The organism is Arthrobacter sedimenti (assembly GCF_042652025.1).
Taxonomy (GTDB): Bacteria; Actinomycetota; Actinomycetes; order Actinomycetales; family Micrococcaceae; genus Arthrobacter; species Arthrobacter sedimenti.
In genome coordinates, this window is sequence record NZ_JBHSDQ010000003.1 from 310,632 (window position 1) to 335,743 (window position 25,112).

The 25,112-nt window shown below is 64.7% G+C and carries 24 protein-coding genes and 1 tRNA gene; 8 read left to right on the forward strand and 17 right to left on the reverse strand.

Translation table 11 applies throughout. The features are described 5' to 3' along the window. Positions 1–30 precede the first annotated feature (30 nt). The 9 genes from pafA to ACFO0G_RS09570 form a co-directional block, all read right to left on the reverse strand. Positions 31–1,395, reverse strand: a complete 1,365-nt coding sequence (pafA, locus tag ACFO0G_RS09530; protein ID WP_286404215.1) for a Pup--protein ligase — start codon at positions 1,393–1,395, stop codon at positions 31–33. A 9-nt stretch (positions 1,396–1,404) separates the two neighbouring features. Further along, entirely contained in the window at positions 1,405–2,115 is a 711-nt protein-coding gene (gene prcA / locus ACFO0G_RS09535; protein WP_286404213.1) for a proteasome subunit alpha, read from the reverse strand. Between the two features lies 1 nt (position 2,116). Next, the gene (gene prcB / locus ACFO0G_RS09540) at positions 2,117–2,938 is read right to left on the reverse strand and encodes a proteasome subunit beta (protein WP_376977229.1); all 822 of its coding nucleotides are present in this window, start codon (positions 2,936–2,938) and stop codon (positions 2,117–2,119) included. Between the two features lie 80 nt (positions 2,939–3,018). Beyond that, positions 3,019–3,222 (reverse strand): ubiquitin-like protein Pup, encoded by a 204-nt coding sequence (locus ACFO0G_RS09545; protein WP_015937113.1) that lies wholly within the window; start codon positions 3,220–3,222, stop codon positions 3,019–3,021. A gap of 84 nt (positions 3,223–3,306) precedes the next feature. Beyond that, positions 3,307–4,980, reverse strand: coding sequence for a depupylase/deamidase Dop (gene dop, locus ACFO0G_RS09550; protein ID WP_286404209.1), 1,674 nt, complete (start codon positions 4,978–4,980; stop codon positions 3,307–3,309). After that, positions 4,977–6,728, reverse strand: coding sequence for a proteasome ATPase (arc, locus tag ACFO0G_RS09555; RefSeq protein ID WP_376977232.1), 1,752 nt, complete (start codon positions 6,726–6,728; stop codon positions 4,977–4,979). The genes dop and arc overlap by 4 nt, the downstream gene beginning before the upstream one ends. Positions 6,729–6,810: 82 nt before the next feature. After that, a complete protein-coding gene (locus tag ACFO0G_RS09560; RefSeq protein ID WP_376977234.1) occupies positions 6,811–7,875 on the reverse strand; it encodes a tRNA (adenine-N1)-methyltransferase in 1,065 nt (354 codons plus the stop codon). A gap of 97 nt (positions 7,876–7,972) precedes the next feature. Next, entirely contained in the window at positions 7,973–9,160 is a 1,188-nt protein-coding gene (locus ACFO0G_RS09565; RefSeq protein WP_376977474.1) for a site-2 protease family protein, read from the reverse strand. Beyond that, a complete protein-coding gene (locus ACFO0G_RS09570) occupies positions 9,147–9,830 on the reverse strand; it encodes an HAD family hydrolase (protein ID WP_376977476.1) in 684 nt (227 codons plus the stop codon). Before ACFO0G_RS09570 ends, ACFO0G_RS09565 begins: the two co-directional genes overlap by 14 nt. Before the next feature lie 199 nt (positions 9,831–10,029). Between ACFO0G_RS09570 and ACFO0G_RS09575 the strand changes: the two genes are divergently transcribed. Then, positions 10,030–10,935: a PAC2 family protein gene (locus ACFO0G_RS09575; protein ID WP_236798377.1), complete on the forward strand. Its 906-nt coding sequence runs from the start codon at positions 10,030–10,032 to the stop codon at positions 10,933–10,935. A 79-nt stretch (positions 10,936–11,014) separates the two neighbouring features. Here the strand turns inward: ACFO0G_RS09575 and mshC are convergent, their stop codons facing one another. Together mshC and ACFO0G_RS09585 are read right to left on the reverse strand one after the other, a co-directional pair. Continuing rightward, entirely contained in the window at positions 11,015–12,292 is a 1,278-nt protein-coding gene (gene mshC / locus ACFO0G_RS09580) for a cysteine--1-D-myo-inosityl 2-amino-2-deoxy-alpha-D-glucopyranoside ligase (protein ID WP_376977237.1), read from the reverse strand. Between the two features lie 16 nt (positions 12,293–12,308). Further along, positions 12,309–13,142 carry an undecaprenyl-diphosphate phosphatase gene (locus tag ACFO0G_RS09585; protein ID WP_376977239.1) on the reverse strand — a complete coding sequence of 278 codons (834 nt, stop codon included), beginning with the start codon at positions 13,140–13,142 and terminating at the stop codon, positions 12,309–12,311. A 51-nt stretch (positions 13,143–13,193) separates the two neighbouring features. On the opposite strand from ACFO0G_RS09585, the gene ACFO0G_RS09590 reads away from it, so the two are divergent. Next, complete coding sequence (locus tag ACFO0G_RS09590; protein ID WP_376977241.1) at positions 13,194–14,129, forward strand: aldo/keto reductase; 936 nt, start codon at positions 13,194–13,196, stop codon at positions 14,127–14,129. Between the two features lie 25 nt (positions 14,130–14,154). On the opposite strand, the gene ACFO0G_RS09595 is transcribed toward ACFO0G_RS09590, so the two are convergent. Continuing rightward, positions 14,155–14,421 carry a hypothetical protein gene (locus ACFO0G_RS09595; RefSeq protein ID WP_141941360.1) on the reverse strand — a complete coding sequence of 89 codons (267 nt, stop codon included), beginning with the start codon at positions 14,419–14,421 and terminating at the stop codon, positions 14,155–14,157. A 40-nt stretch (positions 14,422–14,461) separates the two neighbouring features. Here ACFO0G_RS09595 and ACFO0G_RS09600 point away from each other — a divergent pair, with 40 nt between their 5' ends. After that, a complete protein-coding gene (locus ACFO0G_RS09600) occupies positions 14,462–14,695 on the forward strand; it encodes a DUF5703 family protein (RefSeq protein WP_376977243.1) in 234 nt (77 codons plus the stop codon). 22 nt (positions 14,696–14,717) lie between these two features. Here ACFO0G_RS09600 and ACFO0G_RS09605 read toward each other — a convergent pair whose 3' ends face one another. Then, complete coding sequence (locus ACFO0G_RS09605) at positions 14,718–15,878, reverse strand: acyl-CoA dehydrogenase family protein (RefSeq protein ID WP_376977246.1); 1,161 nt, start codon at positions 15,876–15,878, stop codon at positions 14,718–14,720. Positions 15,879–15,890: 12 nt separating this feature from the next. Continuing rightward, complete coding sequence (locus tag ACFO0G_RS09610; protein WP_376977248.1) at positions 15,891–17,195, reverse strand: M20/M25/M40 family metallo-hydrolase; 1,305 nt, start codon at positions 17,193–17,195, stop codon at positions 15,891–15,893. A gap of 172 nt (positions 17,196–17,367) precedes the next feature. Here ACFO0G_RS09610 and ACFO0G_RS09615 point away from each other — a divergent pair. After that, positions 17,368–17,450 (forward strand) — tRNA-Leu (locus ACFO0G_RS09615). Between the two features lie 69 nt (positions 17,451–17,519). On the opposite strand, the gene ACFO0G_RS09620 is transcribed toward ACFO0G_RS09615, so the two are convergent. The 3 genes from ACFO0G_RS09620 to ACFO0G_RS09630 all read right to left on the reverse strand — a co-directional run bounded on the left by ACFO0G_RS09620 (position 17,520) and on the right by ACFO0G_RS09630 (position 21,535). Beyond that, complete coding sequence (locus tag ACFO0G_RS09620; protein ID WP_376977251.1) at positions 17,520–18,587, reverse strand: FUSC family protein; 1,068 nt, start codon at positions 18,585–18,587, stop codon at positions 17,520–17,522. A gap of 128 nt (positions 18,588–18,715) precedes the next feature. Further along, positions 18,716–20,953 (reverse strand): S8 family serine peptidase, encoded by a 2,238-nt coding sequence (locus tag ACFO0G_RS09625; protein WP_376977253.1) that lies wholly within the window; start codon positions 20,951–20,953, stop codon positions 18,716–18,718. 120 nt (positions 20,954–21,073) lie between these two features. Then, a complete protein-coding gene (locus ACFO0G_RS09630) occupies positions 21,074–21,535 on the reverse strand; it encodes a GatB/YqeY domain-containing protein (RefSeq protein WP_286404172.1) in 462 nt (153 codons plus the stop codon). 183 nt (positions 21,536–21,718) lie between these two features. Between ACFO0G_RS09630 and ACFO0G_RS09635 the strand changes: the two genes are divergently transcribed. From ACFO0G_RS09635 to ACFO0G_RS09650, 4 genes are all read left to right on the forward strand, one after another. Beyond that, positions 21,719–23,323: a phospholipase D family protein gene (locus tag ACFO0G_RS09635; RefSeq protein ID WP_376977255.1), complete on the forward strand. Its 1,605-nt coding sequence runs from the start codon at positions 21,719–21,721 to the stop codon at positions 23,321–23,323. A gap of 96 nt (positions 23,324–23,419) precedes the next feature. Beyond that, entirely contained in the window at positions 23,420–23,593 is a 174-nt protein-coding gene (locus ACFO0G_RS09640) for a CsbD family protein (protein ID WP_142133841.1), read from the forward strand. A 240-nt stretch (positions 23,594–23,833) separates the two neighbouring features. Continuing rightward, positions 23,834–24,052: a hypothetical protein gene (locus ACFO0G_RS09645; RefSeq protein ID WP_376977257.1), complete on the forward strand. Its 219-nt coding sequence runs from the start codon at positions 23,834–23,836 to the stop codon at positions 24,050–24,052. Positions 24,053–24,234: 182 nt separating this feature from the next. Further along, on the forward strand, positions 24,235–25,071 hold the full coding sequence (locus ACFO0G_RS09650) for a formate/nitrite transporter family protein (protein ID WP_286404165.1): 837 nt from the start codon (positions 24,235–24,237) through the stop codon (positions 25,069–25,071). Positions 25,072–25,112: the final 41 nt, after the last annotated feature.

Sequence of the window (25,112 nt, forward strand, 5' to 3'; positions counted from 1 at the left end):
CCCTGAAGCTGGACGTCCGCCCGGAGCCGATCAACCCATGGAGTCCAGCAGCGCATCCACGCGTTCATCGACGCTGCGGAAGGGGTCCTTGCAAAGAATTGTCTGGTGGGCACGGTCGTTCAACTTCAGGTGCACCCAGTCAACCGTGTAGTCGCGCCCCAATTCCTGTGCGCGGCGGACAAAGTCCCCCCGGAGCTTTGCGCGGGTGGTTTGCGGTGGCGCGTCCACGGCACTCTTGATGACTGTGTCGTCCACTATCCGGCGCACCGCACCACGGGACTGCAGCAGGTAGAAGAGTCCCCGGCTGCGGGAAATGTCATGGTAGGTAAGGTCGAGCTGGGCGATCCGGGGGGCCTCCAGGCCCAGGCCGTGCCGTTCGCGGTAGTTGTCCATCAGCTTCTTCTTGATGGCCCAGTCGATTTCCGTGTCGATGCCCCTGGTATCACCCGACTCGATGGCGTGCAGCGTGCGTTCCCACAGGTCCAGAATCACGGGAACGTGCTGGTTGTGGGCGCCGTGTTCCTTGACGAACGCCGTGACCTTGGTCAAGTACTCCTGCTGGATTTCAAGGGCTGTGAGTTGGCGGCCGTTGGCCAGGCGGACCAGGGCGCGGCCGCTGAGGTCGTGCGAGATTTCCCGGATGCTGCGGATGGGGTTTTCCATCCGCATGTCGCGCATGATCACGCCCGCTTCGATCATCCGAAGAACCAGGTCCACGGTGCCGATCTTCATCAGTGCCGTCGCCTCGGACATGTTGGAGTCTCCGACGATGACGTGCAGGCGCCGGTAGAACTCAGCATCCGCGTGCGGCTCGTCCCTGGTGTTGATGATGGGGCGGGACCGGGTGGTGGCGGAGGAGACGCCCTCCCAGATGTGGTCGGCGCGCTGGGAAAACGCGTAGGTGGCACCGTGGGGGGTCTTCAGGATCTTGCCGGCCCCGGCGATGAGCTGCCGGGTGACGAGGAACGGAATCAGGATTTCGGCAAGGCGGGAAAACTCGCCCCGCCGGGGGATGAGGTAGTTCTCGTGGCTGCCATAGGAGTTGCCGGCGGAGTCTGTGTTGTTCTTGAACAGGTAGACGGTGCCGTTGAACCCTTCAGCAGCCAGCCGTGCCTGGGCCTCATCCACCAGGTCGTCAAGGATAAGTTCACCGGCACGGTCATGGGCGATCAGCTGGGCAAGATCGTCACATTCTGCCGTGGCGTATTCGGGGTGGGACCCTACATCGAGGTACAGCCGCGAACCGTTGGTAAGGAAGACGTTGGACGACCGGCCCCAGCTGACCACCTTGCGGAAGAGGTACCGGGCCACTTCCTCGGGAGCAAGAGGCCTGGAGTCCGGGCTCGAGTAAGAGATCCCGAACTCGGTTTCGATGCCGAAGATTCTCTTGTCCATGTGGTCCTCCTAGGCCAGCAGTGCTGTGATGTCCGAGTCGTTGAGCCTGCGGAAGGCGCGCCGGGTGCCACGGGTGCTGTCGGAAAGCCTGTCCAGTACGGCCACTTCGAGGGCGCTGGGCGGCAGCGGCGCTGCCGGCTGCTCCCCCTCCTGGACGGGCGTGAGCCCCTTCAGTGCCAGCCGCACGGCGTCGGCGAAGCCAAGTGAGGCCTGCCAGCCGGCGTCGATGGCCGATGACACCTTCTCAGCCTGGCCGCCCATCACGACGAAGCTGTGCTCGTCGGCGATGGAGCCGTCGAACGTCAGCCGGTACAGGTGGTCTTCGGCCTGCGTGTTGCCCACCTCCGCGACGGCAAGTTCCACCTCGAAAGGCTTCTGTTCCGCGGTGAAGACGGCACCCAGGCTTTGCGCGTAGACGCTTGCCAGGCCGCGGGCGGTGACGTCCTCCCGGTCATAGGAGTATCCCCGGACGTCGGCGTAGCGGACGCCGGCCTGCCGGAGGCTTTCGAATTCGTTGTATTTACCCACCGCGGCGAAGGCGATCTTGTCATAGATTTCGCCGATCTTGTGGAGGGACGGCGAAGGGTTCTCGGCGACGAGTGCAATGCCGTCGGCGCAACTGATGACCACAACCGAGCGGCCCCGGGCGATGCCTTTCCGCGCGAAATCCGCGCGGTCCTTCATCAGCTGTTCGGGCGAGACATAAAACTGCTGGGTCATCTCAGGCCTCCCGTCCGGCGATGGTGCGCGCTTCAATGACGCGGCGGGAAGCAGCAGCGAGCTCAGGCTCCGGCACCCGGCGCGCACCCGTCCTGTCCACCGTGTAAACAACGGGCCACAACTGGCGGACGGTATCCGGACCACCCGTGGCGGAATCGTCGTCGGCGGCGTCATACAGGGACTCCACGGCAACGGAGAGTGCCTCCGCTGCGGAAAGGTTGGGGCGCCAAAGCTTTTTCAGGGCACCGCGGGCAAAAACAGAACCGGAGCCCACGGTGTGGTGTTCGTGTTCTTCGTACCTGCCGCCCGTGACGTCATAGGAAAACAAGCGGCCAACACCGGCGGTGGTGTCGAAACCCGCGAACAGGGGCACCACCGCCAAACCCTGCAGGGCCAACGGAAGATTGCCCCTGATCATGGCCCCCAGCCGGTTGGCCTTTCCCTCAAGGCTCAGCTGGGTGCCTTCGATCTTTTCGTAGTGCTCGAGTTCAACCTGGAAGAGCCGGGTCAGGTCAATCGCAATGCCCGCCGTCCCGGCGATGCCGAGGACCGAGAAGTGGTCCGCGGGAAAAACCTTCTCAATGTGCCTGCTGGCGATGACATTTCCCATGGTGGCCCGCCTGTCCCCCGCCATCAGAACACCGCCGCCGTAGCTCATGGCAACGATGGTGGTGGCGTGTGGGACCTGCACCGGGGCAGCCGCGGACGCACCACCTTGGAGGGACCGGTTAAAGGGCAACAGCTCGGGCCGGTCCCGTAAAAGGTGTTCCGTAAAGGACGAGGTGGCGTTTGCGGCTACCTGGTTGGCGGTTGATTCCTGCACTCATCACTCCTTGAACGTGGTACTTCAACGTGGGCACAGACCCCGGCCTTCCGCGGCTTCCGCCACCTTCCGGGTCCGGGTTACTGGCCGCCCTTTTGGACGAATGCCCGGACGAACTCTTCAGCGTTGGATTCCAGCACGCCGTCGATTTCGTCGAGCAGGTCGTCCACGCCTTCGGTTGATGCCGAGGCCTGCGCCTCAGGCGGTGCCGGGGGTGCCTCGGGGATGTCTTCGTCGACCTGGCTGTCGCGTGACTGGGGCTGTTGCTGCTCCTGGCCTGCCATTGGTTTCCCTCCTTCTTCCTTCGGTGGATCCGGCGGATCCTCCGATATGCCCATCCTGCCACGGGACGGACGTTCCGGCGCGGTTTACGCCGCAGGCGGAGTGCTGTTGTGTCCCAGCAATTCCCCGAGGAATGGACCCGCTTCCCGGTAGCGCTCAAACAACGCTCCGGTCAGGGCTTTGGTTCCCCTCAGGGGTTCCCGGGTGGGCACCCGCTGAAGCCGTCCATAACCCGGCACATCGAAGATGACAGAGTCCCAGCTTGCCCCCACCACATCCTTGCCGAAGCTGCTGATGCACTTACCCCGGAAGAAGGCCCGGGTGTCTGCCGGCGGCTCCGCTACTGCGGCGGCGATGGCGGCATCATCCACCACGCGCTGCATCCGGTTCCTGGACAGCAAGCGGTAGTAAAGGCCTTTCTCGGGCCGAATGTCCGCCCACTGGAGATCCACCAGGCCCAGCCGTGCGTCGCTCCACTCCAGTCCGTCGCGCTGGCGGTAGCCGTCCAGCAGCGAAAGCTTGGCAAGCCATTCCACGGAGGTGGCGGCGGCGGCCCTGTCACTGTCCAACTGGGTGAGGACGGACGCCCATCGCTCAAGGACCTCGTGGGTATGTCCGTCACCGTCCACGGCATCACCCACACCGGTGTCCTGCGCGAGTTTGGCCGCAGCTTCGTGGTAGATCCACTGGAGGTCCAGGGCCGTGACGCGCCTCCCGTCCAATAGGCGCAGCTTTGCGGTCAGGGAGGTGTCATGACTGACAGTCTTGAGGGCCGCGACGGGTTCATAGACTTCAATTTTGGGCGCAAGCCCGGCTTCAATAAGGCTGAGGACCATGGCTGTAGTACCGAACTTGAGGTAATTGGATACCTGGCTGAGGTTGGCGTCCCCAATGATCACGTGCAGGCGACGGTACTTGTCCGCGGTGGCGTGCGGCTCATCCCGGGTGTTGATGATTGGCCTGCGGATGGTGGTTTCGAGACCCACTTCAGCTTCGAAGAAGTCCGCCCGCTGGCTGATCTGGAAGCCGGGGATAGAGCTGTCCTGGCCAAGTCCCAGCCGGCCGGCACCGCAGACTACCTGACGGCTTACGAAAAACGGCGTCAGCCCCCGCACAATATCCCCGAAGGGCACCGACCTTGGCATGAGGTAGTTCTCGTGCGAACCGTAGGACACGGACTTGTTGTCCGTGTTGTTCTTGTACAGGTTGACCGGTGGGAGCGCAGGGTCCGCGGCCAGCCGCCGCATTGCAGCCAGTCCCACCAGGTCACCTGCGGCATCCCAGGCCACGGCGTCGCGTGGATTGGTGACTTCGGGGCTTGAGTACTCGGGGTGCGCGTGGTCGACATACAGCCGGGCCCCGTTGCCCAGGACCATGTTCATCAGCAGGGTCCCGGATTCGTCCTGGCCGTCGAGCTCAAGTTCCTCGCGGCCGTACGCCAAGGCGACCGCTTCCGCGTCGAGCACCGGCGGCTGGTCGGTCAGCTGGCTGGGATGTGCCGCGCCCCTGTCCACTGTCCAGCCGCGGGCATCGTGCAGCGGCTCTTCATCGGTGTAGTCCCAGCGGGTTTCGGCTCCGCCGGCAGCGCGTTGCCGGGTGACCTGGGCATAAGCCTGCACCACCCTGGCACTCATCATAGTGGCGTTGGCGGAAGGTGCGGAAGGAGCATGGATTCCGTATTCGGTTTCCGCTCCCATGACGCGCATGGCCCCGCCGGCGGGGAGGCCCTCCCCACCGGCGGATCCCTGTGCACCCGTCATAGATACTGTCCCGTGGTCGGCATGGTCTCGATGGACTTGCCCGGCTCCTGGCCGGCCTTGCCTTGGACGATGGTGCGGATGTAGGTGATCCGTTCGCCCTTCTTCCCGGAGATCCGTGCCCAGTCGTCCGGATTGGTGGTGTTGGGCATGTCCTCATGTTCACGGAATTCGTCAACCACGGCGCGCAGCAGATGCTCGATTCGAAGGCCCTTCTGGTGCGTGGTCAGCAGGTCCTTGATGGCATACTTCTTGGCCCGGTCCACCACGTTCTGCACCACCGCGCCGGAGTTGAAGTCCTTGAAATACAGCATTTCAGTGTCACCGTTGGCGTAGGTGACCTCCAGGAACTCGTTGGATTTGTCCGTGGAGTACATCGCTTCCACCGTGCGCTGGACCATGGCGTCCACGGTGGCCTGGACGTCCCCGTTGTGTTCGGCCAGGTCGGATTCGTGGAACGGCAGGTCCGTGGTGATGTATTTGTTGAAAATGTCTGCAGCAGCTTCGGCATCGGGCCGCTGGATCTTGACCTTGACGTCCAACCGGCCGGGCCGGAGGATGGCGGGGTCGATCATGTCCTCGCGGTTGGACGCGCCGATCACGATGACGTTGTCGAGGCGCTCCACGCCGTCGATCTCGCTGAGGAGCTGAGGCACGATGGTGGTTTCGACGTCGGACGAGATGCCGGTGCCGCGGGTGCGGAACAGTGAGTCCATCTCGTCGAAGAACACCACGACGGGGCTGCCGTCCGAGGCCTTTTCCCGGGCGCGGGAGAAGATCAGGCGGATGTGCCGCTCTGTTTCACCCACGTACTTGTCCAGGAGCTCTGGGCCCTTGATGTTGAGGAAGTAGCTCTTCAAGTCAACATTCCCGGACCGCTCCGCGGCGCGGGCGGCGAGCGAGTTGGCAACCGCCTTGGCGATCAGGGTCTTGCCGCAGCCGGGAGGACCATACAGGAGGATGCCCTTGGGAGCCTTCAGGCCATGTTCCCGGTAAAGGTCCGGGTGCAGGAACGGCAGTTCGACGGCGTCGCGGATCTGTTCGATCTGGGGACCAAGGCCGCCGATGTCCTCGTAGGTGATGTCCGGAACTTCCTCAAGGACCAGGTTCTCCACCTCGGAGCGGGGCACTTTTTCCAAGGCGTAGCCTGTCCGCGAGTCGACGGAGAGGGCATCGCCCACCCGGAGTTTTTCGGACAGGAGGGCTCCGGACAGCCGAACGACGCGTTCCTCGTCCGCGCGGCCCACCACCAGGGCCCGGTCGCGTCCCAGCATCTCCTTCAGGGTGGCCAGTTCGCCGGCGCGTTCGTAGCCCAGCCCTGCCACGATCAGGAGTGCTTCGTTCAGGAGCACTTCCTGCCCTACTGCAAGCTGGTTGATGTTCACCAACGGGCTGATGCCCACCCGCATTTTCCGCCCGGCGTTGAAGATGTCCACCGATTCTTCAGTGGCCGCCTGGCCGCTGTTGCCCGGGGCGGGTTGCCGCCTTGGGTTGATCTGAAGGATGGTGCCGAAGCTGTAGGGCGGCTGCCCTTCCTGGTCCAGGGCGTTTTTCAGCCGAAGGATCTCTGCCTTCGCGGTCTCAAGCATGCTGACCAGCTTGGAGTTGTTCTGCGTGGCTGCCGCCAGCTGGCGGTCGATGTGCCTGAGCTTGTCCCGAAGAATGTTGACCTGGCGGTCAGCAACCGAGAGGTCGTTGGCGGCAGACTGCTCTGCCGGTGTACGTCCGGAGTCCTGGTTTGGTGTCTCCATGATGTATCAGCCCCTTCCTGCGCTTCTCTTAAGACATTAGTCCCAAGATGGCAGGTAGGGATGGAGACTCCCGAAATGTGGACTAGTTCGTGACCTCGGGCGTGTCCACGACATTTGTCCCTGCGATGGCGTCACGGGCGGCGCGCCGGAGCTTCTTGTCCGACACGGCCCGCTCCCCCACGGCGCCCGGGGTCCACGCGTTAACGTCCTCTTCGTTGAACTCGGTCTTGGACGGGCGGCGCTTGACCGAAATGCCGGTGACGCCGTCGGCGAGCCGCCGCGTGACCAACAGGAACCCGGTGTGGGCCACCATGCGGTGGTCGGGACGCACGGCGAGACCTTCAAGGTGCCAGCCGCGGACCATTGACTCCCAGGCGTCGGGTTCCGTGAACCGGCCGTCCGCGCGGATGGCTTCCGCGGTGCGGGAGAGCTGGGTAACGGTGGCAACGTAGTTGATCCACACGCCGCCGGGGGCAAGGACGGTAGCGACGGCGTCGAGGCATTCCCAGGGGGCGAGCATGTCCAGCACAACGCGGTCCACGGAACCGGGTTCCTCGGCTTTGACCACTTCCTCCTGGAAATCACCGAGGGAGATCTGCCAGGCGGGGTGCGGTCCACCGAAGATGGTCTCGACGTTTCCGCGGGCGATGTCCGCGAATTCCTCGCGCCGCTCGAAGGAATGCAGGTAGCCGTTGTCGCCCACGGCGCGGAGCAGGGAGATGGAGAGGGCGCCCGAGCCGACGCCGGCCTCCACCACGCGTGCACCCGGGAAAATGTCCGCCATGGTGACGATCTGGCCGGCGTCCTTGGGATAGACGACGGCGGCGCCACGCGGCATGGAGAGGACAAAGTCGGAAAGCAGGGGGCGGAGGGTCTGGTACTGCTGGCCCACGTTGTTCACCACCACGGAGCCGTCAACCTTGCCAATGATTTCGTCATGGTTCAGGAACCCGCGGTGGGTGTGGAATGCGCCGCCGCGTTCCAGCGTGATGGTGTTCATGCGGCCACGCTCATCAGTGAGCTGGACGCGTTCGCCTTCGCGGAAGGGGCCGCGGCGACGTGCAGCTCCCACCGGCTGCGAGCCGCTGGCGGCAGCACCGGCTTGCGCTACTCCGTTGGCGTCGTTGACGGCAGTTTCGCTGCTCATGTTTTTCCTCGCTCCTGTAAACCTGTTGTGCCGCGGCCCGACAGTCCCATGGGACGTTTTGGCGTTAGCGGCGGCAATGCACGACCGGCAGGTAACTCTACCGGTTCTGGCCCTGCGGGTGCTTATCGTTGCGCGGGCGCTTGCCGGTGATGGCAGCGAGGACCGCCTCCTGGGTCATCAGCCCGGTGACCATGCCCTTGTGGTCCACCACTGCATAGTGGCGTCCCTCAACCTGTGAAAGGAACTGGATCAGCTCCTGCCCTTTGGACCATTCGGGGACGTAGGCGCCTGCAGCCAGTGGAAACGAAACCGCCGTGATGGGGGTGTTATCGGCTGCGGCAGGCGGCACTGATGCCAGGGCGTCCGGGTCCACCACGCCCTGGGGCCTGCCGTCGGGTCCACAGACCACCACGGACTTTGTTCCTGCCGCCCCCAGGCGGAGGGCATCCCGCACGGTGCCGGTGGCAGGCATTCCGGCGGCAGGCGTCGACAACGCCGCGGCACTGACCAGCGGGAGCCGGCCGCGCAGCGTGCCTTGCTGGATGGACGCCGACGCGCCCATCCAGAGGAACCCGCCCACCAGGATGGTGATCATGAGGAGGCTGAAGTCCGGGTTCTCTCCGGCGAGGAACGGACGAAGGAGGAACCAGTAGGCAATGGCCAGGACGATGATCCGCCCGCCCCACCCGGCCGCAACGGTTCCTTTCGCCTGGCTGCCGGTTGCTTTCCAGACGATGGACTCAACCAGCCGGCCGCCGTCGAGAGGCAGGCCCGGCAGGACATTGAAGACGCCGATCAGGAAGTTCGCCCACATGAAGATGTTCGTCAGGATTTCCGCAACGCTTCCCAGGCTGTCAGTGCCGAGCAGCAACCAGGCTCCGCCCGCCAGGACGAAGTTGGCAGCCGGCCCCGCCAGCGCCACCAGCACTGACCGGCCCGGGGACGATGTAAAGCTTTCGAACTGGGTGTGGCCGCCCCAGAGGTTAAGAACGATTTTTTGCGTGGGCCAGCCGTAGATCTTTGCCGTCAGCGCATGGGCGAGTTCGTGGACGAGCACTGAGATCAGGAGCAGGACGGCGTACGCGAAGGCCACGACGTAGGCGCTCATGCCCAGCATCGGGTTGTTCCTGGCCAGCACAGGACCATAGACGATCACGGTGAAGGCTGCGATCACGAACCACGAGTAGGCGAGGACGACAGGGACGCCGGCGATGCGTCCCAGCGGGATCCCTTCACGGCGTGCCGGGTTGGTGCCTTGGCCGGCGCCCGGATCAGCCACGTGCATCACCTGCTGAAGCGGCGGCCGCTCCGGTTGCGTCGGCCTGCAGCAGGAGGGCTTCCAGTTCGGCCAGGCTGCGCCCTGCGAGGGTGTCCCAGAGAGCGTAACTGCCGTCGTCCGGCAGCGGCACAATGTGGGGCACGGCCACGGTGGCGACGCCGGAGGCCACGGCCGCGGCCACGCCCGGCACGGAGTCTTCGAGGGCCACGCAGTGGTGGATGCCCAGGTGGGGGTCGTTCTCCTGCAGCAGTTCCACGGCGGTCAGGTATGCCTCCGGGTGCGGCTTGCCCTGGCTCACGGTATCGCCGGTGACCAGCACTTCAAAGTAGGGCCGGGGAAGGCTGGCCACAACTTCGCGGGCCAGCGGACCCTCGGACATGGTGACCAAGGCGCAGCGGATGCCGGCCAAGTGCAGTTCCTCAAGGAGCTCACGGGCACCCGGCCGCCAGGGCACCTGCTGCTGGACACTCCTGACCACCTGGGCGGTGAGGGTGTCGATGATTTCGCGGATTTCGAGCTCCACGCCGGCCTCTTGGAGCAGGCCCGCGGAAAAGGTGAGCGACTGGCCCACCAACTGCATTGCCTGGTCGTGGCTCCACGTTCCGCCGTGGGCCTCCACCAGCGCATGTTCTGCGGCAATCCAATAGGGCTCGGTGTCCACGATGGTGCCGTCCATGTCCCAAAGGACGGCTTTGAGCGGTGAACCGGCGGCAGGAAATCGCATGACGCCAGTCTACGGGGCATGGCTGGACGACGGCTGTGGGCTACGCCCTTGGCGAATATGACGCAGGGCCGGTCCTGTTTGTACTGGTTCCCGGTCATTTGCGGCGCTTCATTCCATGCGCGAGCCTGCACCTTGGACGTAGGGTGAAGAAATGAATAGCTTCGAGGGAGACACCGCCGAACAGGGTGCCGGACCCGAGCGGGAACGGTTCCTGCAGCCAGTGGCTGACGGACAGCGCGTAACGGTGATGCTTGCCGCCTTTGAAGGGTGGAATGACGCCGGAGAAGCGGCCAGCGATTCGCTGCGCTACCTGAACAAGTTGTGGGGCGGCAAAAAGGTGGCATCCATCGATGCCGATGAGTATTACGACTTTCAGTTCACCCGACCCACGGTCCGCAGGAATGCGGCCGGCGAACGCAAGATCAAGTGGCCTTCCACCCGCATCTACAAAGCCACAGCCCCCAACTCCAACGTGGACGTCATCTTCGTGCAGGGCACGGAGCCGTCCTATAAATGGCGCGCCTACACGGCAGAGCTGCTGGCCCATGCGGAGGCGCTGAATGTGGACTACGTGGTGCTGGTGGGCGCACTGCTCGCCGACGTCCCGCACAGCCGCCCGATCCCAGTGAGCACGTCCTCCGACGACGCCCCGCTCAGGGAGCGCATGAACCTGGAGGCCTCGCAATACGAAGGCCCCGTTGGCATTGTGGGCGTCCTCTCCGAGGTGGCGCTCCTCGCCGGCATCCCAGCCGTGTCGTTGTGGGCCGCCGTGCCGCACTATGTGGCACAGGCTCCCTCCCCCAAGGCGCAGCTTGCCCTCCTGCACCGCATCGAGGAGCTGCTGCAGGTGCCCCTCGACACCCATGAGCTGGCCGAGGAGGCCGACGCCTGGGAACGCGGCGTGGACGAGCTGGCTACCGAGGACCCCGAGATTGCCGCCTACGTCCGGCAATTGGAGGAAGCCAAGGACACTGCGGATCTCCCCGAGGCCAGCGGCGAATCCATTGCCCGGGAGTTTGAGCGGTACCTGAAGCGGCGGGGCCAGGACCGGCCCTGATTGGTTAATGGGAGAGGGGCCTGGGCGGGAGATTTCCCGCCCAGGCCCTTCTCTGTTGTGGTCCTTGGAGTAGAAGGCGTCAGAGCCTGATGCCCAGGAGGGCGTCCACCGCGTCCTTGACCAGGGCGCTGTCGGCGGCGCTGGCGGCAGCACCGCCGTCGTTCGCTGTCCGGGCCCAGCGCGAGATTGCGGCGACTGCTGCCGGGGCGTTGAGGTCTGCTGCCAAGGCTTGACGCATTTCGGCCAGGAGTGCCTCGCCTGATCCTTCAGGCGCGTGGTCCAGGGCGGTCCGCCACGCCGCCAGGTCAGCCTTGGCAGCGGCGAAGCCTTCGTCCGTCCAGGACCAGTCGGAGCGGTAATGGTGCGCCAGTATGGCCAGGCGGATTGCAGCCGGGTCTTCACCGGCACCGCGGAGCTTTGAGACCAGCACCAGGTTGCCCTTGGACTTGCTCATCTTTTCGCCGTCCAGCCCCACCATGCCGGCATGGGCGTAATGCCGCGCAAGGGGAACCCCTGCGAGCGAGTATGCGTGGCCGGCGCCCATCTCATGATGCGGGAAGATCAGGTCCGAGCCACCGCCCTGCACCGTAAATGGCGACGGCAGGTACTTCTGGGCGATGACGGTACATTCGATGTGCCAGCCGGGCCGTCCTGCGCCCAGGCTTCCTCCCGGCCAGCTGGGTTCGCCCGGCCGTTCCACCCGCCAAAGCAGCGGGTCAAGCGCCTGCCGCTTCCCGGCCCTTCCCGGATCCCCGCCGCGCTCGGCGAAAAGCTCCAGCATGGTGCTTTCGCCTAAGTGGGAAATGCAGCCCAGTACCCAGGCGTCAGGTGCGGTCGACTGCTTGCCGGCGGCTTCGACGTCGTAATACACATCGCCGTCAGGTTCACCGTTGGTGCCGGCCACCTGGTAGGCCAGCCCCATGCTGACAAGCCGCTCCACCTCGGGGACGATCAGGCCGATCGATTCCACCGCGCCAACGTAGTGATCGGGCGCGAGGACGTTCAAGGCTTCCATGTCGGTCTGGAAGAGTTCCACCTGTTCTGCGGCTAGGTCACGCCAGTCGACGCCGGTGGCGGTTGCGCGTTCAAGCAGGGGATCGTCCACGTCCGTCACGTTTTGGACGTAGGAAACCTCGCTGCCGGCATCGCGCCACGCCCGGTTGAGCAGGTCAAAAGCAACGTAGCTGGCCGCATGTCCCATGTGGGTTGCGTCGTAGGGGGTGATGCCGCAGACGTACATGGAGGGCCTGGCCTCCTGCTCCAGCGCCACTTCGCGGCCTGCCGCAGTGTCGAACAGCCGGATGGCGGGCATGTTTCCGGGCAGGGCAGGAACGGGGCGGGAAGTCCAGGATTTCACAAGCCCAAGCCTAGCCCTAGGCGCTGATGACGCCGAAACCGAGCAGGAGGTAGAGCGCCAGGCCCAGGAAGATCCGATACCAGACGAAAAGGCGGTAGCTGCGCGTCGACACGAACTTCAGGAACCAGCCGATGATGACGTACCCCACCACCAGGGCGATCACGGTGGCGAGGGCGGTCTCCGGAAGGCCGAACGGCCCGGAAATGCCTTCCTTGGTGACCACCTTGTACAGCTGATACAGCCCGCTGCCGAACACCGCGGGGATGGCGAGCAGGAACGAATACCGTGCCGCGGCTTCCCGCGTGTAGCCCATCAGCAGGCCGGCGGTGATGGTGCCGCCGGAGCGGGAGACGCCGGGGATCAGCGCCAGGGCTTGGGCCAGGCCGTAGAGGATGCCGTGCTTGTAGGTCAGGTGCGTCAGGTCCCGTTTCTGGGCGCCGGTGGCGTCGGCCACGGCAAGGATCAGGCCGAAGACGATCAGCATGGTGGCCACGATCCACATGCTGCGGAGCACGGATTCGATCTGGTCCTGGAAGAGCAGGCCCAGCACGATGATGGGGAGGCTGCCCAGGATCACCAGCCAGCCCATCCGGGCGTCAGGATCCTGCCGCGGCACTTTGCCGGTGAGGGACCCGGCCCAGGCTTTGACGATGCGGACAATGTCGCGCCAGAAAAAGATCAGTACGGCGGTCTCCGTACCGAGCTGGGTGATGGCCGTGAAGGCGGCCCCCGGGTCTTCCGCGTTGGGGAGGAACTCCCCCACGATCCGCAGGTGCGCGCTCGATGAAATCGGTAGAAATTCGGTCAGTCCCTGCACAAGGCCCAGCAGGGCCGCTTCAAACCAGTTCACGCTAAGACCCTACGGCATGGCACCGGTGCTTCTGCCCGTAAGCTTGCTGCTATGCAGCAGCGTTACGTCGGCAACAGTGGTTTGCGAGTTTCAGCCCTCTCCCTGGGCACCCGTTCCTGGGGCGGGGAAACTGACGACCAGGACGCTTCAGAGTTGCTGCGCACCTTCCTTGATGCCGGCGGCCGCCACGTGGACACTGCAGCTTCATATGCGGGCGGGGCATCAGAGGCGGTCCTTGGTTCCCTGCTGGGTGACGTGGTGTCCCGCACCGAGGTTTCCATCTCCACCAAAGCAGGAATGACGACGCCGGATGGCCGGCGCGCGGTGGACACGTCCCGCAACGCGATGCTCACCGGATTGGACGCCAGCCTGGCCAGGCTGGGCACCGACTATGTGGACCTCTGGTTTGCCGAGGCGTGGGACGGCAACGTTCCCCTTGACGAGACGCTGGGGGCACTTGACTTCGCGGTCCGTTCCGGGCGGGCCAGGTATGCAGGGATCTCCAACTTCAAGGGCTGGCAGGCCGCGAAGGCGGCGGCCGTCAGCAGTGTCCCGCTGGTGGCGGTCCAGGCCGAGTACTCGTTCCTTAACCGGTCGGCTGAGGCTGAGCTGCTGCCGGCCGGTGAGGATGCAGGGCTTGGCCTCATGGCATGGGGGACGCTGGGCCGTGGCGTCCTCACCGGGAAATACCGGGGCACCATCCCGGCCGGTTCCCGTGGCGCTTCGGTGAGCGAAGCCGCGTACGTGGAGCCTTACCTGGCGGAGAAGCCGTCACGGATCGTTGATGCGGTGTGCATGGCTGCCAACGGGCTGGGCCGGACGCCCCAGGACGTGGCGCTGTCGTGGCTGCTGTCCCAGCATGGAGTTGCCACGGCCATCGTCGGCGCCCGCACGCCCGTGCAGCTGAAGGAAATCCTCGACGCCCAGCTGTCCCCACTGCCGCCGCAGATCGCGCGGGCCCTGGAGGACGTTTCGGCAGCATCCTAGCGCTGCTGGTATTCCGCCGGCGGCGCTATTCCTCGACGATCTCCAGGTCTTCGTCGTCGTCCACGTCGGCTTCCTCGTCCTCTTCATCCTCGTCGTCAAAGACCTGAAGCGGGGTCACCTCGTTGTAGGCCTCGTAGAGCGCGTCCTCGTAAACTTCGAAAGCATCGGCAACTGCGAAAAATGCTGCCTCGACTGAGGGGTCGCCGTCCCCGCGCCGGTTGGATGCTGCTATAAGGTGTTCTTCCAAAGCGGTGGTCAGGGACGAAAGCGCGACACGCGGATCGATGCTCATGACTTCACGTTAGCGGGAAAAGGACGAAAATGGAGAGCAAATGAAGGAACAATTTCTCACCAGCTCGGTCCAGCGGGAACGGGATTATTTGCGGCAGTACGAGTACCTCGTACTGACCGTCAGCCCTGATGATTCCCTGCCCGAGGCGCGGCGCCGGCTGGTTGAGCACTCCGAATACGGCAAGTGGGAACTGGAACGCAGCAAGCTGTACGTGGGCGGCGGCAGGCGCTTTTGGCTGCGGCGCCGGGTGATGCAGGTCCGGCGGACCGTCTAGGTGATGCGGCCCGGCGGACCGCTTAGTCTTCCAGCGGGCCCAGCCAGGCGTTGGCCACAGTATTGTGGGCCGACTCGTCATCAGAGGGGTGGAACATCCCGGCCAGCACGTCGCGGTAGAGCCGTTCCAGCTCCGAGCCCCTGAAGTAACTTGATCCCCCGCTGACGCGGATGGCCAGGTCCACCACGCGGCGCGCTGTCTCCGTCGCATTGACTTTCAGGCCCACCAGTTTGGGGAACCATTGGGCCCCGTGGTCGGCCAGGGCGTCGACGTCGGCTGTCACGGACCTTAGCTGGGGGTACAGGTTGTCCATGGCCATGGCGGCGTCCGCCACCTTCCGGCGGATGTCCGGGTCCTGGGCATAGCTGCGTCCGCCGTTCTTGAAGGAGGTCCGCCGCTTCACTGTCTCCACGCCCACGGCCAGCGCACGTTCGCCCAGCCCCGTGTAGACAGCCGCCAGGAGGCTCTCAAAACAGGCGAAGATTGCGAATATCAACGGGTCGGCGTTGGGGCCTACGGGAAGTTTCCGGAAGATCCGGTTCGCTGGGACGGTCACGCCGTCCAGGACAGTGGTGGCGGACTGGCTGGCCCGCATGCCCAGGGTGTCCCAGTCGTCAAGGATCCGGTAGCCGGGGGTCTCGCGGCTGATGAAGCCGTGGACGAGTTCGCCCGCGCCGTTCCGGGCATCAGGGTCCTTTCCAAAGATGCCCAGGCGGGTCCAGGCCGGTGAGAGGCTGGTGAAGATCTTTGTCCCTGTGAACGAGTAGCCGCCGTCCTGTTCCGGCATGGCGGCGGTCCGGGAGTCGAAGAGGACGGAGTCGTTGCCGGCTTCCGAATTGCCAAAAGCGAACACCTCGCCCTGGGCGGCTTCTTCGAGGACGAAGGCCAACGAGTGGTCGCCCCGGGCAGCCAGGACGTGTGCGACGCCGGTCCAGACCAGGTGCATATTGACGGCCAGTGCCGTGGCAGGGGCAGCCGTTGCCAGCCTTCGCTGGCACTGCGCGGCCGCTTCGAGCCCAAGTCCCCCGCCGCCGTCGGACGTTGGCACGAAGAGCTTCAGGTACCCGGCCGCTGCCAACTCCTGGAGGTCCTCGTGGAAGAAGGCGTTGTCACGGTCATATGCGGCGGCGCGGCCGCGGATGCGCTCGAGGAGCTCATCCGGCAGCAGTTCCTCGGGGGTCACGGCCGGCTCCTCTCAGTAGTTGGTGAGCAGGGTATTCAGTACACGGGCGCCGAACTTGAGGGAGTCCGCCGGGACGCGCTCGTCGACGCCGTGGAACATGCCGGTGAAGTCCAACTCGTCCGGAAGCATCAGGGGTGCAAACCCGTAGCCGGTGATCCCAAGGCGGCTCAGTGACTTGTTGTCGGTACCGCCGGAGAGCGTGTACGGCAGCACCTTGGCGCCGGGGTCCTCCTTGTGGAGGGCATCGATCATGGAGTCCACCAGGTTCCCGGCGAACGGGACCTCGAGCGAGACGTCGTTGTGGACGTAGCTGACATCCACGCCATTGCCGGCCAGTTCACGGACGATCTCGAGGACCTGCTGTTCCTGGCCGGGGAGGGTGCGGCAGTCAACCAGTGCTTCGGCGGACTCGGGGATGACGTTGTGCTTGTAACCGCCCTTGAGGAGGGTTGGGTTGGTGGTGTTCTGGAGGGTGGCGCCGACGAACCTGGCCACCGTACCCAGTTGGTTGAGCAGGAGGTCCGGATTGTCGGCGTCGAACTCCACTCCGGTGAGTTCGGTCACCCCGTCAAGGAACTGCCGTGTGGTGGGGGTGAGCTCGATGGGCCACTTGTATTCGCCGATCCGCGTGACGGCAGCGGCCAGGCGGGTGACCGCATTGTCCGTGTTGATCTGGGAACCGTGGCCGGCCCTTCCGTGGGCAACGAGACGGAGCCACGAGATGCCCTTCTCGGCCGTCTGCAGCAGGTAGGTCCGCTGGCCGCCGATGGTGGCTGAGAACCCGCCGACCTCGGAGATGGCCTCGGTGGCCCCCTCGAACAGTTCCGGGCGGTTGTCCACGGCGTAGCGGGCGCCGTAAACGCCGCCGGCTTCCTCGTCCGCGAAGAACGCGAAGATGATGTCCCGCTTGGGCTTCCTGCCCTCCCTGGCGAAGTTCCGCAGGACCGAAAGGATCATGGCGTCCATGTCCTTCATGTCGACGGCGCCGCGGCCCCAGATCAGGCCGTCCTTCAGTTCTGCGCCGAACGGGTCCACCGACCACTGGTCACGGAGGGCGGGAACGACGTCCAGGTGGCCGTGGACCACCAAAGCGCTGGCGGACGGGTCCTCCCCTGCCAGCCTGGTCACAACGTTGGCCCTGCCGGGCGCGGACTCGAAGATCTCCGCGCTCATGCCCACTTCCTCGATGAGCCCCGCGGCGTACTCCGCTGCCGCCCGCTCCCCCGGCCCCGACCCGTCCCCGTAGTTGGAGGTGTCGATCCGGATGAGTTCCTGGCAGATCCGGACAACTTCATCCTCGGGCAGGACATCAGGCATTTAAGGCTCCTTGGTAGGGAATGACTGGGCGGCGCGGGCTTCAATCGCTGCCCTCAGCCTACCCACTTGGCCCGATTCGTTGTTCTCCGAAAAGTCGTGTTAGAGTTTTTCTCGCTGCTTCGGAGAGGCGCGAAACGCTGAAAGGCGGGACGGCTTCTGCGAAATACCACCTGCGCGGGTGGCGGAATGGCAGACGCGCTAGCTTGAGGTGCTAGTCCTCGAAAGGGGGTGGGGGTTCAAGTCCCCCTCCGCGCACAAATGGGAAGCCCCGGAAAATCGTAGATTTTCCGGGGCTTCCTTTGTTTTCACAGCTGCACGGGCGCTTTACCGACCTTCCCGGTACGCCGAACGATTGTGTCTCCCTGCCGTCCGCGAACCGCGGCCAAGGACAAGGACCGCCACCGCCATGCCGACGACTGCTCCGATCAGGGTTTCCAAGCCCCGCTCCGCAATCAGAATCCCCGGCTCGGTGGGATGGGCCAGCTCGGTCATGATCAGGATCAATGGCGTGAAAAACACCAATGCCAAGCCGTAGTGCCGGGTCATGAACAATTCCGTGGGGAACTGCAAGGCGGCAATCAAGACCACCAGCAGCACCGCACCAGGTTGCTGGGACAGGATCAGCGCGGTGACGCCGAGGCCGACGAAGGTTCCCAAAATGCGGTGGAGCCCGCGCCGTATACGGCCCGCAAAGTCGGCTCCGGCAAGCGGTACTGCCGCGGCAGCCATCGCCCAGTAGGCATGGCCGTCACCGGTGAGCTGGCCTGCTGCTCCCGCGCTGCCGACGGCGAGGACGTATGCCAGGGCATGGATCATTGCTACCCGCAGCCGCGCCCCTGTCAGCGATGGGGCTACCCTACGTACGCCTGCCTCCCATGACGTCCGGCGCCAGACCCCGCCAGCCACGCCGACCGCTACCGAAAAGCCTGCAGAGGCGGCGGCGACAGCGACGACGACCGGGACAGGGGCAATGGGTGGAACGGACGCGCAGGCGCCAAGGGCGAAGATGCCGAAGAACGGCCCAACAGGTTTCAGGTTTGCCCGGTCTGCCGCCAACGAGCCGACGCCCGCTGCGAGTGATTCCACCAGGATCAGCACCCAGGACCCGGCTTGGGCTGCCGAGAGAACAGCACCCGTCGTGACCCCGGCGATCAGCAGTGCTGCGGCCGTCAGCTGGTGGTAGAGCCGCAGCTGGTGGCGCTCATCCCGGCCGTACATCCCCGTGAAGGCGCCGAATACTGCGTAGATGGACAGGTCCGGGCGGCCGGCGATGAGCAGGGCCGCCAGGGGAACCGCAACGCTGACACCCACCCTGACGGCGGCAAGGTGGTCGTTAGTTGCCGGACGAACGGAGAGAATTCCAAGGCCGGACCTCGTTAACCGCCGTGCCATTCTGTACAACTCCCACCTTCCGCACTCCGCCGCTTACCGGGCCGCCGCAACCGTGGGAAACGTGTGTTTCTACCGGGCCTGCTGCAAACAGGATTGGCTCCCGCTGGCCCGACCCGGCCCGAATGCCCTTACAGCCAGGAGATGTAGTAACCACCCGGACTCCAATGGATGACACCGCCTTGGTAATTCTGGGCGACACTTCCATCATTGCCGGTCGGATACTCGTCACTTGTCGGGTAGCCAAGGCGTCCGGATTCAAACCCTGTTGAGGCCCAGATGGACCGGGTGGCCCCAAAAGACGCGTGCGCTCCGGTTGCCGGGGACCAAATGATGGCCCCGCGTTGGTAGTTCTGGTAAACGCCGCCGTCGCGGAGCCCTGTTACTTCGTCTGTTACGGGATACCCGAGGACGCCGTTTTCGAAACCGGTCGCCGCCCATTCGCCGCGGATTGCCCCTACGGAGATGTGTACTCCCGTTGCGGGGGACCAGATGATGGCCCCGCCCTGATAGTTCTGGTAAACGCCGCCGTCGCGGAGCCCGGAGACCTCATTGGTCACCGGGTATCCCAGGCGGCCGTTCTCAAAGCCCGTGGCCGCCCAGAGTCCCCGAATCGCACCTACGGAGATGTGTACTCCCGTTGCCGGGGACCAGATGATGGCCCCGCCCTGATAGTTCTGGTAGACGCCCCCGTCGCGGAGCCCGGAGACCTCATCCGTCACCGGGTATCCCAGGCGGCCGTTCTCAAAGCCCGTGGCCGCCCAGAGTCCCCGAATCGCACCTACGGAGACATGCGCTCCGGATGCAGGCGAGTAGAGGATGCATCCCTGCTCGAAACACTGGTATCCCCCGTTGTCCTTGAGGCCGTAAACCTCACCTGTGGTGGCCGCTCCGAGAGCGCCGTTCAGGGACGCTGCCTTGGCAGCTATCGGGGTCTGCGGGGCCGGAACGGCGACGGCGGCCGAAGCGTCGATAAGGCCGGCACCGCATCCTCCGGAGCAGGTTCCCGGGAGGGGACGCGCGGTGGCCTTGAGCTTCGCTTCGATTTGGGATGGGACCAGTGAGGGGTCGGCGGCTTTCATCAGGGCGCCAACAGAGGCCGCCATGGGCGTGGCCATTGACGTTCCCATCATGTACCCATAGGTCTCGGCGCCCGGGCTGGTTGTTCCGGCATTCAATGTGGAGAGGATCCCCGCATCGGTGTCGCCTCCCGGGGCCATGACGTCAACCGCGGGACCGAAGTTCGAGTACGACGCCTTGGAACCGGACTTGTTGGTGGCGCCGATGGCGATGACATTGTTGCAGTTCGCCGGCGCGTCGTTCGACGCTGCCTGGTTCTCGTTGCCTGCAGCCACGAAAACCGTGGAGCCCCGGTTCACGGCGCCATCAATGGCAGCCTGCATCGTGGCAGGGCACGCGGCAGTTCCACCCACACTGAGGTTGATGGTTTTCGCCGGATTGGGGTTGTCGGGTACGCCGGTGACAGTTCCCCCGGAGGCCCAGGTAATGCCGTCGGAGACATCAGAGAGGTAACCGCCACAGGAACCGAGTGCGCGGACCGGCTCGATCTTCACGCCGGGAGCTGCGCCGCTTACTCCCTCGGCGTTATTGGCGACGGCGGCGATAATCCCGGCAACATGGGTTCCGTGCCAGGATGAGTTGGCGGACGACCCTGAACCGCAAGCGCCTGCGGTCCGGAAATCGCCCGGGTCGGAGGGGTCGGGATCCCTGCCGTCGCCGTCCCCTGAAGTAGCTGGATCCGCAATCATGTCGTAGCCGGCCATGACGTTGGCCTTAAGGTCGCTGTGCGCCGTGATGCCGGTATCAATCACGGCGACGATCTGTCCCGTACCCGTAGTTCTGTCCCAGACAGAGGGGACCCGGATGCCGACGTTGGGATCGGACAGAGCCCACTCCTGGGAGTAGTAGGGGTCATTCGGTGTGGCCGACGGGTACATGAGGATGTCAGGCTCCACGGAGGCGACGTTCCCACCTGCGGCAATGCTCTCCAGCATCCGCTGGGATTCGGCAGCATTGAGCCGGCGGCTTGCTTTCACCACCTTTGCGTCACTGGCCGTGGTCTTGACCTCCCTGACGTCGATGGAGGTATCGCCGGCAGCTTTCGCATAGGTCTTGCCCCGTTCTGCGGCGCTGCCCGCTGCTGAGGGCTTGAATTTGACGATGAACTGATCAGTGGGCAGCGGCGCGCCTGCAGAACTCCCCGGGGCGGAAGGACCAGGGGGCGCCGCTGGATTGTTTGCAGCGCTGGCCGTTGCTGCCGTGGCAGAGGCAACAAGTGTGGTGGCCATCAACAGACCCAAGGCCCTGTTGCCGATCCGGGCTTTTGTCATACCAGTCTTAGTGCGCATATCCACTCCTCTGGGCCTCCCAGTTCCACCAGCGAGCCTACTAACATCGCCCCGCCCGCGGGACCCCTCATCATCCCCCAATGCATTTCGGTCAAACCCCCCAATGCACCAGGGTAGGGGTCAGGCCAGCCGGGCCCGTACGATCTCGCTGACGGCCTTGCCGTCGAAGCGTCCGCCGATCTTCGGGGTAACGGATTTCATGATGGACCCCATGGACCGCATCGTCAGCTCGGCGCCGTCCGCTTCCAGGCTGCCGATGACCTCGTCGACGATGGCTTCGGCTTCCTCACGGCTCAAGGCCTTGGGCAGGTAGGTCTCGATGACCTCGGCCTCGGCGATCTCCGCGTCCGCCCGGTCGGCGTGGCCCGCGGCGGAATAGGTGGCAGCGGTGTCCCGGCGCTTGGCAGCCTCCTTTTGCAGCAGCGCGGTGACCTGGAGGTCATCCAGCTCGATGGGGGTCTTTCCGGACTTTTCCCGCGTTTCGATCTCGCCCAGGACGTTCCGGACCGTGGTCAGGGCCACCTTGTTGCCGGCTTTCATATGGACGATGACGTCGCCCTTCAGCTTGTCCTTCAGTGACATGGTGTTGTGCTCCAATCTTCGTAGCAAGGGAAATGGCTATGGCCAAGCCTATTCCGCCGCTCCTGCGGCGGCGGCTCCTCCTGGATTTACGGCTGCTCCTTCCGCGGACAGCAGTTGCTCAGGTCCGTAGGCTAGTTTGGGAACCCAGTCGCCCGGTCCCCCGGGCCCCGAAGGGAGCACCGAGTGGACAGCACGGTTGGCAAGTGGTTTCTGAATTGGATCGAGCGGGGCAACCCTGCCTCTGATATCCAGGCGGGCGGTGCAGGAACCCCGGCATGGTCAGAAGGCAACCTGGTCCGCCCCCTGGTGCACGGAGCGGCCTACTTCGCCAGGCTGCAGGATGAGCTGCGAGGCCTCCAAGCGGGTGACAGGGTGTGGTTCACCGACTGGCGCGGCGACGCCGACGAGCAGATCGCAGCGGACGGGACCACGATCGGCGGTTTGCTGGCCGGGCTGGCCAGGTCCGGAGTGGAAGTGCGGGGCCTCGTCTGGAGATCCCACGGCGAGCGCATATCTGCACCCATCAGCGGCCGCTCAAACGAACTCCTCAGCCGGCAGATCAACGACGCCGGCGGGGAGGCCCTGTTGGATCAGCGCGTGCGCCTGTTCGGCTCGCACCACCAGAAACTGGTGGTCATCCGTCATCGGGACGACCCCTCCTGTGACGTCGCCTTCGTGGGAGGAATCGACCTTTCGCACAGCCGCCGGGACGACTCTGGCCATGCCGGGGATCCGCAAGCGGTGAAGATGGATTCGAAGTACGGCCAGAGGCCCCCGTGGCATGACGCCGCCCTCGAACTGCGGGGCCCCGTAGTCGCCGACGTGCTGGCTGTATTTGCTGAACGGTGGAACGACCCCCACCCGCTTGACCGGCATACGCCGTACCGCATGCTGTTACAGCGCCTGGCCCGGATGCCGCGGCACCCCAAACCACTCCCGGAGGCCGCTCCTCCCCCGCCCCCGGCCGGCCCGCATGCCGTCCAGCTGCTGCGCACCTATGGCCTGAAGCACCCGCCCTTCCCGTTCGCACCGGACGGCGAGCGCAGCATCGCGCGGGGCTATGCAAAAGCGTTCGGCCAGGCCCGTTCCCTCATTTACATCGAGGACCAGTATCTGTGGTCCCGGGAGGTGGCAAGCGGAATAGCAGCGGCACTGGAGCGCAACCAGGAACTGAACGTAATCATCGTGGTGCCCAGGTACCCGGACTCCGACGGCTTCCTGGGCGGCCCGCCCAGGCGCTTGGGGCAATTGCGCGCCATAAGCATGCTCCGCAAGGCCGCACCGGACCGGGTGGGGGTGTTTGACCTGGAGAACACCGAGGGGACACCGATCTACGTGCATGCCAAGATCTGCATTATCGACGACACCTGGTTCACGTGCGGATCCGACAACTTCAACCGCCGGTCCTGGACCACCGACAGCGAGCTTACCTGTGCCGTCATGGACACGTCGGCCGAAGGCCAGCAGGACGCCGGAACACGTGCCCGGGAGTCCCGTCCGCTCGCCACGGAGCTGCGGCAGCAGCTGTGGGCCGAACACCTCGGCCTGGACGAAGACGACCCCCAGCTCCGTATCGAGGGGTCATTGCAGTTATGGAACCACACGGCCGATACCCTGGACCGCTGGCACAACACCGGCCGCCGCACTCCACGGCCCGCCGGGCAGGTGCGCCGCCATGTCCCGGAACCCGTTACGCCCCTCCAACGCCTTTGGGCCGACCCGGTCTACCAGCTCATCGTCGACCCGGATGGCCGCCCCCGCGGCCTCCGTGGCACCACCCGTTTCTAACCCGGTAACCCCCGTGGACTTGAAAAATAGATCCTAAGCATGCTTATGATGTTTGCAGCCGAATGCGAACGGCTGCCAACCACAGGAGGTAACACCATGGGACTGGGCGACAAAATTGAGAACGCTGCCGAAAAGGCCGGCGGTAAGGGCAAGGAAGCGGCGGGTAACGCCACTGGCGATGAGAGCCTGCGGGCCGAAGGCCAGGCGGACCAGGCAAAGGGCGGCCTGAAGCAGGCCGGCGAAAAGGTCAAGGACGCTTTCAAGGACTAACAAGCAACTATATGAAAGGGCGCACCCAGCGAACGGGGTGCGCCCTTTTGTCATGACCGGGAACAAGCATGGCAGCCACCGGTGCTCCCCTAACCTTGCTGAATTCCCCCAACCTTGCCCGCGAGGCGTTCCTATGCTCTTGACACTGGAACTGCATGGATCTTGGATCATCCTTAAGTCGTGCAGTGGGCTTTTCACTTATTGCGTCCCCCGGTTCGGGATGGTTTTCAGGGAGCACACATGGATGCCGGGACCATACTCGGGTTCATCGCAGGGTACCTCGCAACCCTGGCAGGCGTATTTCTCCTCTATCTCCCGGTCATCGCCCTGGTTGTAGCCCTGTTGGTCGCGGCCGGTGTCCTTCAATTGCTGTTGCTGCCCCTGGTCATCCTGGTCCGTAAGATTCGGCACAGACCTTCCGGCCAGGACACTGACGGTTCCTGGATGCTGGGACGCTAGAGGCGGGAAGCAGGCAGCAGCGGGCGCGCCGCCAAACCGGGGACGTTAACTCGCTGGCCTCTTCCCGCCTGGGCCTGCCCCGCCGTCGCCTCCTACTGATTTCCGGCACCCGAATGGGTGGGGCGGGCTCCTGCGGGTACTTACCAGATAGCAGTCCAGGCTATCCGGCGGTGGAGAGGCACATGAGCGAAGAACGACGGCGGGAACTCGGGGAGTCCGACGCCCCACTTGAGCATGACCTTCAGGAGTCGTTCGAACGGACGGTGGGCCAGGGGGCTGAGCGGCTGCACCGCACGATGCGGAACATCCTTGTGACCGGCGTGTTTGGTGGCTTTGAAGTGGGCCTCGGCATCATGGCCTACCTGGCGGTGCTCCATGAAACGGGAAACCATCTGCTCGCGGGCGTGGCTTTCAGCATGGGGCTCATCGCCCTCCTGCTGGCGCACAGTGAGCTGTTCACGGAGAACTTCTTAATGCCTGTTGCGGCCGTCGCTGCAAAGGAAGCGAGCTATACCCAACTGGCAAAACTGTGGGGAGGAACGCTCATTTCCAACCTCGTGGGCGGATGGATCTTCGTCTGGATCGTCATGGTGGCATTCCCCGAGTGGTCAACGGTGGTCAGCGAGAGCGCCCACCATTTCGTTGATGCCCCGTTCTCATTGCAGTCCATTGCCTTGGCAGTCCTGGGTGGAAGCACCATCACCCTCATGAGCAGGATGCAGCAGGGCACGGACAACGATGTAGCGCGCATTGTGGCCACCGTTATCGGCGGGTTCCTGCTGGCTGCTCTGCCGCTCTTCCATTCAATCCTCGACTCCCTGCTGATCTTCGCTGCGATCCACTCGGGCGCGGACATCAGCTACATGCAGTGGATGGGCTGGTTCGGCTACACGTTGCTGTTCAACGTGCTCGGCGGCATCGTCCTGGTAACCCTCCTGCGCCTGGTGCGGACAAAGGAGCTTATCCAGAAACGCCGCGCGGAGGCACCCACTGACCCCGATGCCGCCCGCAACCCCTGACCAGCGGCGGTAGCTTGGAACCCGTAGGAATTTTGCAACCG

What these genes read in the sequence shown, in the direction of transcription:
- pafA (WP_286404215.1), bottom strand. Translation starts at nt 1,395, where the DNA reads ATGGACAAGAGAATCTTCGGCATCGAAACCGAGTTCGGGATCTCTTAC.
- prcA (WP_286404213.1), bottom strand. Translation starts at nt 2,115, where the DNA reads ATGACCCAGCAGTTTTATGTCTCGCCCGAACAGCTGATGAAGGACCGC.
- ACFO0G_RS09545 (WP_015937113.1), bottom strand. Translation starts at nt 3,222, where the DNA reads ATGGCAGGCCAGGAGCAGCAACAGCCCCAGTCACGCGACAGCCAGGTC.
- dop (WP_286404209.1), bottom strand. Translation starts at nt 4,980, where the DNA reads ATGACGGGTGCACAGGGATCCGCCGGTGGGGAGGGCCTCCCCGCCGGC.
- arc (WP_376977232.1), bottom strand. Translation starts at nt 6,728, where the DNA reads ATGGAGACACCAAACCAGGACTCCGGACGTACACCGGCAGAGCAGTCT.
- ACFO0G_RS09560 (WP_376977234.1), bottom strand. Translation starts at nt 7,875, where the DNA reads ATGAGCAGCGAAACTGCCGTCAACGACGCCAACGGAGTAGCGCAAGCC.
- ACFO0G_RS09565 (WP_376977474.1), bottom strand. Translation starts at nt 9,160, where the DNA reads ATGCACGTGGCTGATCCGGGCGCCGGCCAAGGCACCAACCCGGCACGC.
- ACFO0G_RS09570 (WP_376977476.1), bottom strand. Translation starts at nt 9,830, where the DNA reads ATGGACGGCACCATCGTGGACACCGAGCCCTATTGGATTGCCGCAGAA.
- ACFO0G_RS09575 (WP_236798377.1), top strand. Translation starts at nt 10,030, where the DNA reads ATGAATAGCTTCGAGGGAGACACCGCCGAACAGGGTGCCGGACCCGAG.
- ACFO0G_RS09590 (WP_376977241.1), top strand. Translation starts at nt 13,194, where the DNA reads ATGCAGCAGCGTTACGTCGGCAACAGTGGTTTGCGAGTTTCAGCCCTC.
- ACFO0G_RS09595 (WP_141941360.1), bottom strand. Translation starts at nt 14,421, where the DNA reads ATGAGCATCGATCCGCGTGTCGCGCTTTCGTCCCTGACCACCGCTTTG.
- ACFO0G_RS09600 (WP_376977243.1), top strand. Translation starts at nt 14,462, where the DNA reads ATGAAGGAACAATTTCTCACCAGCTCGGTCCAGCGGGAACGGGATTAT.
- ACFO0G_RS09610 (WP_376977248.1), bottom strand. Translation starts at nt 17,195, where the DNA reads ATGCCTGATGTCCTGCCCGAGGATGAAGTTGTCCGGATCTGCCAGGAA.
- ACFO0G_RS09620 (WP_376977251.1), bottom strand. Translation starts at nt 18,587, where the DNA reads ATGGCACGGCGGTTAACGAGGTCCGGCCTTGGAATTCTCTCCGTTCGT.
- ACFO0G_RS09625 (WP_376977253.1), bottom strand. Translation starts at nt 20,953, where the DNA reads ATGCGCACTAAGACTGGTATGACAAAAGCCCGGATCGGCAACAGGGCC.
- ACFO0G_RS09630 (WP_286404172.1), bottom strand. Translation starts at nt 21,535, where the DNA reads ATGTCACTGAAGGACAAGCTGAAGGGCGACGTCATCGTCCATATGAAA.
- ACFO0G_RS09640 (WP_142133841.1), top strand. Translation starts at nt 23,420, where the DNA reads ATGGGACTGGGCGACAAAATTGAGAACGCTGCCGAAAAGGCCGGCGGT.
- ACFO0G_RS09645 (WP_376977257.1), top strand. Translation starts at nt 23,834, where the DNA reads ATGGATGCCGGGACCATACTCGGGTTCATCGCAGGGTACCTCGCAACC.
- ACFO0G_RS09650 (WP_286404165.1), top strand. Translation starts at nt 24,235, where the DNA reads ATGAGCGAAGAACGACGGCGGGAACTCGGGGAGTCCGACGCCCCACTT.